Source organism: Actinomycetes bacterium, from assembly GCA_035506535.1.
Classification (GTDB): Bacteria; Actinomycetota; Actinomycetes; order DATJPE01; family DATJPE01; genus DATJPE01.
This window is the reverse complement of the sequence record DATJPE010000003.1, coordinates 1-12,355: the sequence shown is the minus strand read 5'-3', so window position 1 is coordinate 12,355 and position 12,355 is coordinate 1. Positions and strand designations below refer to the sequence as shown.

Sequence of the window (12,355 nt, the reverse complement as noted above, 5' to 3'; positions counted from 1 at the left end):
AGGTTTTCCGACCACGTCGAACCGGGAGGGGACAGGTGGCCCACGAGGTCCGCGCGGAGATGGTCGCGAACGTGTGGAAGGTGGTCGTCGTCGAGGGCCAGGTCGTCGCCGTGGGCGACACGATCGTGATCCTCGAGTCGATGAAGATGGAGATCCCCGTCCTCACCGAGGAGTCCGGTGCGGTCACCGCCCTCGGCGTCGCCGAGGGCGACGTGGTCCAGGAGGGTGACCTCATCGCGATCGTGGGCTGACCGGACGGTCCGGTGCGCAGGCCCGGCAGAGCCGTGCAACGGGGTCAAGGTTTGCGCGTGAGCGCCCGATGACCTCAAGGTGAGCGACCCGGCCCTGAGCATCGAGCCGTACCTGCGGGCCCTCGTCGAGTGCGGGGGCTCCGACCTGCACTGCAAGGTGGGGTCACCGCCGCGGGTGCGCATCGACGGACGCCTGCGCAAGCTCCAGGCCCCGGTGCTGACCCCCAACGACACCGAGGCCTTCGTCTCCGAGGTGTTGCGCGAGGACCTCGTCGAGGAGTTCCAGAAGACCAACGAGGCCGACTTCGCCCACTCCATCCCCGGCGTCGGCCGCTTCCGCGTCAACGCCTTCCGCTCGCGTGGTTCGGCCGGCCTGGTCTTCCGCCGGGTGAGCATCGGCGCGATCCCCCTGGAGGACCTCGGCGTCCCCCCGGTGCTGACGTCGCTGGCGATGGAGCCTCGAGGACTGGTGCTCGTCACGGGGCCGACCGGATCCGGGAAGACCACGACCCTGGCCGGGATGATCGACCACGTCAACAACAACCGCGAGGTCCACATCGTCACGATCGAGGACCCCATCGAGGTCCTCCACTACGACAAGCTGGCCATGATCAACCAGCGTGAGGTGCGGGTCGACACCGACGACTTCGCGAGCGCCCTGCGCGCCGCCATGCGCCAGGACCCCGACGTCATCCTGGTCGGCGAGATGCGCGACAGCGAGACGGTGAAGGCGGCCCTCGCCGCGTCCGAGACCGGGCACTTCGTCATGTCGACGCTGCACACCACCGACGCGCAGGAGACCGTCAACCGCGTCATCGACTTCTTCCCGCCGCACGAGCAGAAGCAGGTCCGCCTCTCGCTGGCGGGTGCGCTGCGCGGAATCATCTGCCAGCGCCTGGTCCCGCGGGCGGACGGGTACGGCCGCTGCGTCGCGATGGAGATCTGCATCAACACCGGCCGCGTCGCCGACGCGATCGCCGACCCGGACAAGACGGCGACGATCGGTCAGCTCATCGCCGAGGGCGGCTTCTACGGGATGCAGACCTTCGACCAGCACCTGGTCTCGCTCATCCGTGACGGCGTCATCACCCTGGAGGCGGCCATGCACGCCTCAACGAGCCCGCACGACCTCACCGTCGAGCTGCGCCGGCTCGGGCTCGTCGCCTGACCAGGCCACCGCGAGCCGAGGCCGCGCCGTCGGCGAGGAGCCGTCCCGCGGCCGCGGGTTAGCCTTCGGACGTGGCCGGACTGGAGGAGCTGGCGGCGCGGCACACGGAGTGCTCCCCCGCCGACCTGGAGCGCCTGCGGCTGCTGCTCGCCGACTGGCAGCTGCTGGCCGACCTGTCCTTCAGCGACCTCGTGCTGTGGCTGCCGACGTGGAACGGGTCCGGGTACGTCGCGGCGGCGCAGATCCGCCCCACCACCGGGCCCACCGTCTTCGCCGACGACCTGGTCGGTTCCTTTCTGCCCAAGGGGCGGCGTCCGCTCGTGGACGAGGCCCACGTCCGCCGGCGCGTGATGTCCTCGTCCGGGACGCACGCGCTCGTCCCGTCCGAGACCATCCCTGTCCCAGGTGTCGACGGCGGCGTCATCGCGGTCATCGCGCGGCACAGCGACCCCAGCGTGGTGCGAGCCGGTGGTCGCCTGGAGGCCTCCTACGTCGATGCGTCGGCCCGGCTGGCCCGGATGATCTGTGACGGGACGTTCCCCTACGAGGGGGGGCTCACCGACCCCGACGCGGCCCCGAGGGTGGGGGACGGGCTCGTCGTGCTCGACGAGGCGGGAGTCGTCACCTACGCCAGCCCGAACGCGCTGTCGGCCTACCGCCGGCTGGGGCTCGCGGCCGACCTGGTCGGGATCTCCCTGGCCCACACGACCGCGCGCGTCGCCGCCGGCCGCGGGCCGGTGGACGAGGACCTCGCGGTCGTCGCCGGCGGCCGGGCCGCGCGCGACGTCGAGGTGGAGGCGCGCGGCGCGGTCGTGCTGCTCCGGGCGATCCCGCTGCTTGCCGCCGGAGGGCGTACGGGGGCCCTCGTGCTGGTCCGTGACGTCACCGACATACGCCGTCGCGAGCGAGAGCTGCTCACCAAGGACGCGACGATCCGCGAGATCCACCACCGGGTGAAGAACAACCTGCAGACCGTGGCGGCGCTCTTGCGGCTGCAGGCCCGCCGCGCGGTCGAGCCCGAGGCGAGGGTCGCCCTGGAGGAGGCCGTGCACCGGGTCGGGTCGATCGCCATCGTCCACGAGACGCTGTCGACGACGCCGCACGAGGAGGTCCCCTTCGACGACATCGCCGACCGGCTACTGGCGATGGTGACCGAGGTGGCCCGGTCCCATCCCGAGGGCGCGGGACGCGTCGTGGCGGCTCGGGAGGGCAGCTTCGGCGAGGTCGGTGCCGAAGTGGCCACGCCGCTCGCCCTCGTCCTGACCGAGCTCGTCCAGAACGCGGTCGAGCACGGCTTCGCCGGGACGGGTGGGCGGGTGGTCGTCCGGCCCGAGCGTACGGCCGAGTCGCTGCACGTCGTCGTCGAGGACGACGGCCGTGGACTGCCCGAGCACTTCGAGCTCGCCACCGGATCGAGCCTGGGGCTGCAGATCGCGCGCACCCTGCTGGAGGAGCTGCACGGCAGCCTGACCCTCGGCCCGGGCGAGGCGGCCGGCACGCGCGCGGAGATCGGGGTCCCGCTCTGAGGGTGCACCGCGCCGCCACAGCAGCGGGCCCCGGAGTCCTCCAGGAGTCCGGGGCCCGCGCGGTGGTCGGTGGGTCAGGCCATGCGCGCTCGGGCTCGTGCGTTACGGCGCTTGAGCGCGCGGCGCTCGTCCTCGCTGAGGCCGCCCCACACCCCGGCGTCCTGCCCGCTCTCCAGGGCCCACGCCAGGCAGGCGTCGATCACGGGGCAGCGGCGGCAGACCGCCTTGGCCTCCTCGATCTGGAGGAGCGCCGGTCCGGTGTTGCCGATGGGGAAGAACAACTCGGGATCTTCCTCGCGGCAGGCGGCACGGTGGCGCCAGTCCATCGTCGTCCTCTCGTTGCTTGGTCCCTCGCGTCGAGGGGGCTTGTGAATTCTTTCACGAAGCCGCTCACGACGCACGCGCCTGGTCCCGTGGGTTGGCGGGCCGCGGCGCTACGGGCTTGCTTGCTCCCCCGGACCGTCGGTCACGGGGAGTGAGCGTCGGTCCGGATCTCTCCTACAGCCTGGCAAACGCATCAGACCTCGGCAAGGGTTCCGCCGGTTCCGTCTGGTGTGGCGGAGGTGGTCTCGGTCACATCTCGATAACGACATTCGGACACCGTGGGTCATCGGCGAGCACTGACCGTAGCCACGACGTCAGGCGAGGACGCACAGTGCCTGCGGGACGCTGCGGAAGCAGACGGCGGAGCGTTCGCCGAGGTACTCACCGTCCACCTGGTGGGCCACCGGCCGGTCGGAGACCACGGTCATCTCCTCGACGTCGTGCAGGGCGACGACGTGCTTTCCGTGGGGGGCTCGCCGCCCAGACAGCAGCTGCCGTGAGTGTCGCAGCGCGGTCGGCGTGCCGAGCCCGCGCAGTGCGAAGAGGTCGAGCCCCTTCTCGAAGGCCGCGTCGGGACAGGGGTCGATCGGGCGGTTGCCGAAGTACGTCCACGGGCTGGTGTTCTGCACGATCGCCAAGGAGAGCCCGTCGACCGGCTCCCCGCCGGGCCGCTGCAGGGTCAACGGCGGGTCGCGACGCTCGGTGGCGAAGAACCGCCGCACCGCCGAGGCGACGTACAGGCGACCGGTCGAGCGCCGGCCGTCGTCGCGGTGTCGCTCCACCGTCGCCACGACGTCAGCGTCCAGGCCGAGTCCCGCACAGAAGGTGAACCAACGCTCGTCGGCCCGGCCGAGGCCGATCGTGCGGGTTCGTTCCGACCGCAGGGCGTCGAGGATCTGCCCCGTTGCCTCGACCGGGTTGTTCGGCAGGCCCAGGGAGCGGGCGAAGACGTTGGTGCTCCCGCCGGGAACGACGGCCAGCGCCGGCCGGGTCGGTCCCGGCTCGGCGTGCAGCATGCCGTTGACCGTCTCGTTGACCGTGCCGTCGCCACCGAAGGTGATCACGAGGTCGAGCCCGTCCAGCGCGGCGCGCCGCCCCAGCTCGGCCGCGTGGCCGCGGTCCTTGGTCTCGACCGCCTCGAGGTCGAGGTCCGCCGCGAGCGCGTGCAGGAGGACGTCGCGTACGCGAGAGGTCGTCGAGGTGGCCGCCGGGTTGACGATCATCAGCGCTCGCACGCTCACAGGGTACGGGAGCACCCGCCCGTAAGGCTGGCACCGCTGCCCTAGCCTCCTCGCATGCCCACCCGGCCGCTCGTCCCGCGCATCGCGGTCTGGCTGGGCTGGGCGACCGGTGCCGGGCTGCTCGCCTACGCCGCGTTCGTGGCCGAACAGGCCGCCACCCAGGCGCCGGACAGCGCCGCCGGCGCCGCACTCGTGCTGGTCAGCGTGGTGCTCTGGGGCGTTGGCGTGCTGGCCTCGGCGCGCGGCCTCGGCCGAGGCCGCCGCTGGGCGAGGTCGCCGCTGGTCATGACCTACCTGCTGCTGCTCGCCGTGGGCTGGGCGCTGGCGCGCGGGTCGGGCGCCGAGGTCGCGGTCGGCGTGGCGGTTCTTGCGCTGGCGGTGCTCGGCCTCGTCGTCATGCTGGCACCGTCCGTGGGCGCCCAGCTGCGCTGACCCCGCTCACTCCTCGGCCGCCTCGCGGAGGCGTCTCAGGCTGCGGGAGAGCAGGCGCGAGACGTGCATCTGCGAGATCCCGACCTCGGCGGCGATCTCGCTCTGGGTCATGTTGCGGAAGAACCGCAGGAGCAGGATCTGGCGCTCGCGCGGCTCCAGCCCCGCCAGGAGCGGCTTGAGCGCCTCCCGGTTCTCGACGTCGGCCAGCGCCTCGTCCTCGGCCCCGAGGGTGTCGAGGACCGCCGCGCTCTCCGCCGCGGTGTCCGCCGTCGCCTCGAGCGACACGGCCGTGTAGGCGTTGGCGGTGTCGAGGCCCTCGATGACTTCGTCCTCGCTGATCCCGAGATGGGCCGCCAGCTCGGCGACCGTGGGGGAGCGCCCCTGCGCCTGGGTGAGCTCCTGCCCGGCTGCGGCCAGCTGGAGGCGCAGGTCCTGCAGGCGTCGTGGGACCCGGACCGCCCAGCCCTTGTCCCGGAAGTGACGGCGGATCTCGCCGACGACCGTGGGCGTCGCGTAGGTCGAGAACTCCACCCCCCGCTCCACGTCGAAGCGGTCCACCGCGTTGATCAGCCCGATGGTCCCGACCTGGACGAGGTCGTCGTAGGGCTCCCCCCGGTTGCGGAAGCGCCCCGCTAGGTGCTCGACGAGCGGCAGGTGGAGGGCGACGAGCTCGTCGCGCAGCCGGCGGCGCTCGCCCTCGTCGCCCGGCGTCCCACCCAGTGCGCGAAGGCGGACGAACAGCTCCCAGCTGCGCTCCCGCTGCTCCTCGCGCGAGGCCGGCTGTCCCTCGGGGGTCATCCGCCGGGGCCTCGCCCGCGTCGTTTGCACAGGGTGAAGTAGGTGCGCCCGTCGACGCGACCCGACTCCACGGAGCCGGCCAGCGCCTCGAGGACCGTCCAGCCGAAGCTGCCGCGCTCGGGGCGGTGGTCGCCCACGGTACGCGCGGAGACCGTCACCTCGAGCTCGTCGGAGCCCACGCGGAACAGGCACTCGAGGGACTCACCACCCGCGACGTCGGGCAGCAGGATGGCGCAGGCCTCGTCGACCGCGATCCGCAGGTCCTCGATCTCATCGACCGTGAAGTCCAGGCGCGCGGCCAGCCCGGCGGTGGCGGTCCGGACGACGGAGACGTACGCCGCCTCCGCCGGGAGCCGCAGCTCGACGACGTCGTCCTGGGCCACCTAGGCCTGCCGGGCGAGGTCGTCGAGGGAGGCGCCGGAGATGCGCATGACGGTCCACTCGTCCATCGCCTGCGCACCCAGCGAGCGGTAGAAGCCGATCGAGGGCGCGTTCCAGTCCAGCACCCACCACTGGAGCCGGGTCAGCCGCCGGGAGACGCACTCGGCGGCCAGTGCCGCCAGCAGCGCCCGACCCAGGCCGCTGCCGCGGTGCTGCGGTCGCACGTACAGGTCCTCCAGGTAGATGCCGTGGCGGCCGTCCCACGTCGAGTAGTTGAGGAACCAGACGGCGAACCCGGCCAGGTCGCCGTCCGGCGCCTCGGCCACGTGCCCGAACAGCGCCGGGTTCGGGGCGAACAGCGCGGCTCTCAGGTCCTCGGCGCTGGCCCGGACCTCGTGCCGCGAGCGCTCGTACTCGGCGAGCTCGAGGATCATCGCGTGGACGTCGTCGACGTCCGCGGGACGTACCCGCCGGATGGCATCCATCCGGCCCACGGTAGCGAGCGGGGTCCGGTCAGGCCTTCTTGGTCTCCCAGAAGATCTCGGCGATCTCGTCGATCTTGGCGAGCAGCTGGTCGGCCACGGCGACGTCGGTCGCCGCCTTGCTGCCGCCCGCCCCGGCCAGCTTGGTGGCCTGGTTGAACAGGGTGTGCAGCTGGGGGTACTCCTCGAAGTGCGGCGCCTTGAAGTAGTCCGTCCACAGCACCCAGAGGTGGTGCTTGACCAGCTCGCTGCGCTGCTCCTTGATGATGAGCGCACGTGTCCGGAACGCGGGGTCGTCGGAGCCGTTGTACTTCTCCATGATCGCCTTGACGGACTGGGCCTCGATCCGCGCCTGGGCGGGGTCGTAGACACCGCAGGGGAGGTCGCAGTGCGCGTGCACGAGAGTGGGCATGCCTGTCCTTCCGACTTCGGTCGACTCGGGTGCGGGGGGCCGTCGCGGCGCGCCAGCTCCCTCGCGCGACCCTACTCCCGCGGTCCGGCCCCAGTCGGGCCACGCTCCCGCTGCACGGCCCCGGCCCGGGTCGGGCGATGAGGCTGCTGCGCTGGGGACGCGTCGTCGTCGCCGGCCGCTCGATGGAGCCGACCTTGCGCGCGGGCGACCGGCTGCTCGTGCGCTGGTCGGCGCCCGCCGCGAGGGGCGACGTCGTCGTCGTCCGCCTGCCGGATGGCCGCCCGCTGTCAGTGAAGCGGGCGATCCACCACGACGCATCGGGCTGGTGGGTCGAGCGGGACAACCCGGCGGAGGGCGTCGACTCCTGGGCCCTCGGGGCTGTTGCGGACCGAGACGTCCTCGGGGTGGTCCGCTGGCGATACCGGCCGCTGCGGCGCGCCGGTCGCCTGCCGCCGCCGCCGGTGCCCCTGTAGTCGGGTCAGCTCGCGCCGGTTTCCGTCGTCTCGGCGGGCTCGGCGTCGGCGAGCACGAGGTAGACCGCCCGGCGCGCGTCGATCAGGATCCGCTCGACCTGCCCCCGCTGGGTGGCGGTGCCGGTACGGGCCACCTGGCGAACGGCGCCGCCCAGTCCCTCGAACGCGGCCCGCAGGCTGCCGTGGTCTCCCGCTTCGCGCAGCTCGGCGAAGGGGTCGCCGATGCTCTCGGCGTTGGCCTCGAGCTCGGCGCGGCCCGCGTCGGTGAGCGAGGCGAGCTTGCGACCGCCCTCGCGGGTGACGACGACCAGGCCCTCGTCCTCGAGCTGGGCGAGCGCGGGGTAGATGGCGCCGGGGCTGGGCCGCCAGGCGCCGTCGGTACGAGCCGACATCTCCTGCATGAGCTGGTAGCCGTGCATCGGGCGCTCGGCGAGCAGGAGCAGGATCGCGCCGCGGACATCGCCGCGACGGGCCCCGCCCCGTCGCCCGCCCGCGAAGCGCGGGCCTCGGGGGCCGCCCGGTCCCCTGTGGTGCATGTGGTGCTTCATGAGGTCTCCTCAGTCGATGGTTCGTCTGTGTTCAATCTGTGTCGCGTGTCTATCACGCTGCACTCAAGATATATCGAGATTGCATCGTGTGTCAACCCGGCCCCCAGACAGCCGTCCGGGCGGCTAGCGTCAAGACGTGCTCGCTGCCTACGCCGCCCGCCTCTCACCCGACGACCCGCTGGCCGGACTGGAGGTCGGGTCCGTCCCGGACCCGGAGCCGCCGGAGGGCTGGACCGTCGTCACGGTCCGCGCCGCCGCGCTCAACCATCACGACCTGTGGTCGCTGCGCGGGGTCGGCCTGCCCGCGGACCGGCTGCCGATGATCCTCGGCTGCGACGCCGCGGGCGTGGACGCCGACGGCAACGAGGTCGTGGTGCATGCCGTCATCGCCGACACCGACGCGGGCGGCGGCGACGAGACCGCCGACCCGCGGCGCTCCCTGCTCTCGGAGGTCCACCCCGGCACCCTCGCGGAGCGGGTGGCCGTGCCCCGGCGCAACCTGGTGCCCAAGGCTCCCGAGCTGTCCTGGGCGGAGGCCGCTTCGCTGCCCACCGCGTGGCTCACCGCCTATCGGATGCTGTTCGTCAAGGCCGGTGTGCGTCCGGGCGACCGGGTGCTCGTCCAGGGCGCCGGCGGCGGGGTCTCCTCCGCCGCGCTCGCCCTCGGGGCCGCCGCCGGGTTGCGCATGTGGGCGACCAGCCGCGAGGAGGAGCGTCGCGCTCGTGCGGTCGAGCTCGGCGCCGAGGCGGCGTACCCGCCGGGGGCCCGGCTGCCCGAGCGGGTCGACGCAGTCCTGGAGACGGTCGGGTCGGCCACGTGGGACCACAGCCTCAAGGCCCTGCGTCCGGGCGGGACGGTGGTGGTCGCCGGGGCGACCAGCGGCCACGAGGTGGTGACCGACCTGCGCCGGGTCTTCTTCCTGCAGCTGTCCGTCGTGGGGTCCACGATGGGCACCCGCCGCGAGCTGGTCGCGCTCCAGCACTTCCTGGTCGCCTCGGGGGTGCGGCCGCTCGTCGACTCGACGTACGTCCTCGCGGACGCCCGGGACGCCTTCGAACGGCTGGCCTCGGGGGAGGCCTTCGGCAAGGTCGTCGTCGAGCCCTGAGCCTCGAGCGCTGAGCCTCGATCCCGCCCTGATCCCCCACTGGTGGCGGGTTCCGCGTCTCTCACGTCACGTTGATCGACGTAGACCCCGCCACAAGTGGGGGGATGGATGGGCTCAGTCGTCGTCGGCGTCGTCGAGGCGGGCCAGCCAGGTGGCCAACCGCTCCACGGGCACCTCGAAGTCGGGGTTGAGGTCGACGAACTCGCGTAGCCGCTCGGCCAGCCAGGCGAGGCTGACCTCCTCGATTCCGCGGCGCGCCTCGAGCTCCTCGATGCCGCGGTCGGTGAAGTACACCTCAGGCCAGCGCGGCGTCGATGATCTCGCGCTGCTCCTGCTCGTGGCGGTGGTGGGAGCCCGCCGCCGGTGAGGACGAGGCGGTTCGGGTCACCGGCGCCAGCGTGCGGCCGATGATCTGGGGGACGTTCATCGACATCGACCACCAGGCCCCCTGGTTCGCCGGCTCCTCCTGCACCCAGCGGACCTGTGCCGACGCCGGGTAGCCCTCCAGCGCCACGGGCAGGGTCTTCGCGGGCAGCGGGTAGAGGCGTTCGAGGCGCACGATGGCGACGTCGTCCGCCCCGCGCTTGGCACGCTCGGCCACGAGATCCCAGTAGACCTTCCCGCTGCACAGGATGATCACTCGTACGCCGGCCCGGTCGACGTGCTCGTCAGGGATCACCGGGCGGAAGTGGCCACTGATGAACTCCTCGGTCCGCGAGGTCGCCGCCTTCAGGCGCAGCATGGACTTGGGGGTGAAGACGACGAGCGGGCGCTGCAGCTCGGAGTGCACCTGCCAGCGCAACAGGTGGAAGTACGACGCCGGCGTCGACGGCATGGCGACCGTCATGTTGTCCTGGGCGCACAGCTGCAGGAAGCGCTCCACCCTGGCCGAGGAGTGGTCCGGCCCCTGGCCCTCGTAGCCGTGGGGCAGCAGCAGGGTCACGGCCGAGCGCTGGCCCCACTTCTGCTCACCGGAGGCGATGAACTCGTCGATGATCGTCTGCGCGCCGTTCGCGAAGTCGCCGAACTGTGCCTCCCACATGACCAGGGCGTCCGGCCGGGCCACCGAGTAGCCGTACTCGAAGCCCATCGCGGCGTACTCCGACAGCAACGAGTCGTAGACGTAGAGCTTCCCGCCGTTCTCGTAGCAGCGCTTGAGCGGCTTGTACTGCCAGCCGGTCACCCGGTCGACGATGACGGCATGGCGCTGGCCGAAGGTGCCGCGCCGCGAGTCCTGCCCGGCGAGTCGTACCGCACGGCCCTCGGTGAGCAGCGAGCCGAAGGCCAGTGCCTCGCCCATGGCCCAGTCGATCGCGTCCTGCTCGACCATCTGGGCGCGCCGCTGCAGTTGAGGGGCCAGCCGAGGGTGCACGGTGAAGCCCTCGGGCACGGTCAGCTGCGACTCCACGACGCGCTTGACCACGTCGAGGTCGATGGCGGTGGGTACGTCCGCCGAGGGCCGCTGCGGCTCCAGATCCTGCTGGCCCTCCCGCTCGACCTGGCCGGACCGCTCGTTCAGGGGCCCGGCGCCCGAGTCGTCGACCGACGCGTCCTGGGCGCGGGTTGCTTGGAAGACCTTCTCGAGCTGCTCCTGGTAGTCGCGCAGCGCCGCCTCGGCCTCCTCGACGGTGATGTCGCCGCGGCCGATCAGCGCCTCGGTGTAGAGCTTGCGGATGGAGCGCTTGAGGTCGATGAGGTTGTACATCAGCGGCTGGGTGAGCGAGGGGTCGTCGGCCTCGTTGTGCCCACGCCGTCGGTAGCAGATCAGGTCGATGACGACGTCCTTGTCGAACTCCTGGCGGAACTCGAAGGCCAGGCGTGCCACCCGGACGCAGGCCTCGGGGTCGTCGCCGTTGACGTGGAAGATCGGCGCCTGGACGGTCCGGGCCACGTCCGTCGCGTAGGTGGACGAGCGGCTGGCGGCCGGCGAGGTCGTGAAGCCGACCTGGTTGTTGACGACCACGTGGATCGTCCCGCCCGTGCGGTACCCGCGCAGCTGGCTCAGCTCCAGGGTCTCCGCGACCACGCCCTGACCGGCGAACGCGGCGTCGCCATGGAGCAGCACCGGCAGGACCGGGAAGTCCTCGCCGCGGTCGAGCACGTCCTGCTTGGCGCGGGCGATCCCCTCGAGGACCGGGTTGACGGCCTCCAGGTGTGACGGATTGGCGGCCAGGGAGACCGCGACCGTGCGGCCGTCCTCCACCGTGAAGGTGCCCTCCGCCCCCAGGTGGTACTTGACGTCGCCCGAGCCGTGCGCGGCGCCCGGGTCCACCGTGCCCTCGAACTCGCGGAAGATCTGCCCGTAGGACTTGCCCACGATGTTGGCGAGGACGTTCAGGCGGCCGCGGTGCGGCATGCCGATGCACACCTCGACGAGGCCGTCGTCGACGGCGGAGCGCAGCACCGCGTCCAGCAGCGGGATGACCGACTCCCCGCCCTCGAGGGAGAACCGCTTCTGGCCGACGTACTTGGTCTGCAGGAAGGTCTCGAAGGCCTCCGCCGCGTTGAGCCGGCGCAGGATCCGCAGCTGCTCGTCACGCTCGCAGCGCGCCTGCGGGCGCTCCACGGCGGCCTGGATCCATTCGCGCTGCTCGGGGTCCTGGATGTGCATGTACTCGATGCCGACGGTGCGGCAGTACGAGTCGCGCAGGATCCCCAGGATGTCGCGAAGCTTGGCGATCGGCCGACCCCCGAACCCGCCGGTGGCGAACTCGCGGTCGAGGTCCCACAGGGTCAGTCCGTGGCTGACGATGTCGAGGTCAGGGTGGCGGCGCTGGCGGTACTCCAGCGGGTCGGTGTCGGCCATGAGGTGCCCGCGCACCCGGTAGGCGTGGATGAGCTCCTGGACACGCGCGCCCTTGGTGACGTCGTCCTCGTGGCTGGCGCTGATGTCGCGCTCCCAGCGCACTGGCTCGTACGGCACGCGCAGCGCCGCGAAGACCGTGTCGTAGAAGCCTTCCTGGCCGAGCAGGAGCTGCTCGACCGACCGGAGGAACTCCCCGGACTGGGCGCCCTGGATGATCCGGTGGTCGTAGGTCGAGGTGAGGGTGAGGATCTTGCTCACGGCGTTGCGGGCGAGGGTCTCCTCGGAGGCGCCCTGCCACTCGGCGGGGTAGTCGAGCGCACCGGCGCCGATGATCGCGCCCTGGCCGCTCATCAGCCGGGGCACCGAGTGGACGGTCCCGATGGTGCCGGGGTTGGTGAGGCTGATCGT

At 72.1% G+C, this 12,355-nt stretch carries 15 protein-coding genes; 6 read left to right on the top strand and 9 right to left on the bottom strand.

Annotated features, from left to right (window positions below):
* Window positions 1-35 precede the first annotated feature (35 nt).
* The 3 genes from VMI11_00570 to VMI11_00560 all read left to right on the top strand — a co-directional run bounded on the left by VMI11_00570 (window position 36) and on the right by VMI11_00560 (window position 2,945).
* Entirely contained in the window at window positions 36-251 is a 216-nt protein-coding gene (locus VMI11_00570) for a biotin/lipoyl-binding carrier protein (protein HTY70898.1), read from the top strand.
* A 79-nt stretch (window positions 252-330) separates the two neighbouring features.
* Window positions 331-1,419, top strand: a complete 1,089-nt coding sequence (locus tag VMI11_00565; GenBank protein ID HTY70897.1) for a PilT/PilU family type 4a pilus ATPase — start codon at window positions 331-333, stop codon at window positions 1,417-1,419.
* 71 nt (window positions 1,420-1,490) lie between these two features.
* Window positions 1,491-2,945 (top strand): histidine kinase N-terminal domain-containing protein, encoded by a 1,455-nt coding sequence (locus tag VMI11_00560; protein HTY70896.1) that lies wholly within the window; start codon window positions 1,491-1,493, stop codon window positions 2,943-2,945.
* Window positions 2,946-3,019: 74 nt separating this feature from the next.
* Here the strand turns inward: VMI11_00560 and VMI11_00555 are convergent, their stop codons facing one another.
* Complete coding sequence (locus tag VMI11_00555; GenBank protein ID HTY70895.1) at window positions 3,020-3,271, bottom strand: WhiB family transcriptional regulator; 252 nt, start codon at window positions 3,269-3,271, stop codon at window positions 3,020-3,022.
* A gap of 312 nt (window positions 3,272-3,583) precedes the next feature.
* Complete coding sequence (locus tag VMI11_00550) at window positions 3,584-4,504, bottom strand: diacylglycerol kinase family protein (GenBank protein HTY70894.1); 921 nt, start codon at window positions 4,502-4,504, stop codon at window positions 3,584-3,586.
* A 60-nt stretch (window positions 4,505-4,564) separates the two neighbouring features.
* Here VMI11_00550 and VMI11_00545 point away from each other — a divergent pair, with 60 nt between their 5' ends.
* On the top strand, window positions 4,565-4,942 hold the full coding sequence (locus VMI11_00545) for a hypothetical protein (protein HTY70893.1): 378 nt from the start codon (window positions 4,565-4,567) through the stop codon (window positions 4,940-4,942).
* A 6-nt stretch (window positions 4,943-4,948) separates the two neighbouring features.
* Here VMI11_00545 and VMI11_00540 read toward each other — a convergent pair whose 3' ends face one another.
* From VMI11_00540 to sodN, 4 genes are read right to left on the bottom strand one after another with little or no spacing between them, the layout of a single operon-like run.
* Window positions 4,949-5,740: an RNA polymerase sigma factor SigF gene (locus tag VMI11_00540; protein HTY70892.1), complete on the bottom strand. Its 792-nt coding sequence runs from the start codon at window positions 5,738-5,740 to the stop codon at window positions 4,949-4,951.
* Complete coding sequence (locus VMI11_00535; protein ID HTY70891.1) at window positions 5,737-6,123, bottom strand: anti-sigma regulatory factor; 387 nt, start codon at window positions 6,121-6,123, stop codon at window positions 5,737-5,739. The genes VMI11_00540 and VMI11_00535 overlap by 4 nt, the downstream gene beginning before the upstream one ends.
* Window positions 6,124-6,606 (bottom strand): GNAT family N-acetyltransferase, encoded by a 483-nt coding sequence (locus tag VMI11_00530; protein HTY70890.1) that lies wholly within the window; start codon window positions 6,604-6,606, stop codon window positions 6,124-6,126.
* Between the two features lie 28 nt (window positions 6,607-6,634).
* Window positions 6,635-7,015 (bottom strand): superoxide dismutase, Ni, encoded by a 381-nt coding sequence (sodN, locus tag VMI11_00525; protein HTY70889.1) that lies wholly within the window; start codon window positions 7,013-7,015, stop codon window positions 6,635-6,637.
* Window positions 7,016-7,152: 137 nt separating this feature from the next.
* Between sodN and VMI11_00520 the strand changes: the two genes are divergently transcribed.
* Complete coding sequence (locus tag VMI11_00520; protein ID HTY70888.1) at window positions 7,153-7,488, top strand: S24/S26 family peptidase; 336 nt, start codon at window positions 7,153-7,155, stop codon at window positions 7,486-7,488.
* Between the two features lie 5 nt (window positions 7,489-7,493).
* Here the strand turns inward: VMI11_00520 and VMI11_00515 are convergent, their stop codons facing one another.
* A complete protein-coding gene (locus VMI11_00515) occupies window positions 7,494-8,036 on the bottom strand; it encodes a PadR family transcriptional regulator (protein HTY70887.1) in 543 nt (180 codons plus the stop codon).
* Window positions 8,037-8,172: 136 nt separating this feature from the next.
* Between VMI11_00515 and VMI11_00510 the strand changes: the two genes are divergently transcribed.
* Complete coding sequence (locus VMI11_00510) at window positions 8,173-9,141, top strand: zinc-binding dehydrogenase (protein HTY70886.1); 969 nt, start codon at window positions 8,173-8,175, stop codon at window positions 9,139-9,141.
* 114 nt (window positions 9,142-9,255) lie between these two features.
* Here the strand turns inward: VMI11_00510 and VMI11_00505 are convergent, their stop codons facing one another.
* On the bottom strand, window positions 9,256-9,435 hold the full coding sequence (locus VMI11_00505; protein ID HTY70885.1) for a DUF6104 family protein: 180 nt from the start codon (window positions 9,433-9,435) through the stop codon (window positions 9,256-9,258).
* 1 nt (window position 9,436) lies between these two features.
* On the bottom strand, window positions 9,437-12,355 hold a 2,919-nt coding region (locus tag VMI11_00500; GenBank protein ID HTY70884.1), incomplete at its 5' end, for a multifunctional oxoglutarate decarboxylase/oxoglutarate dehydrogenase thiamine pyrophosphate-binding subunit/dihydrolipoyllysine-residue succinyltransferase subunit.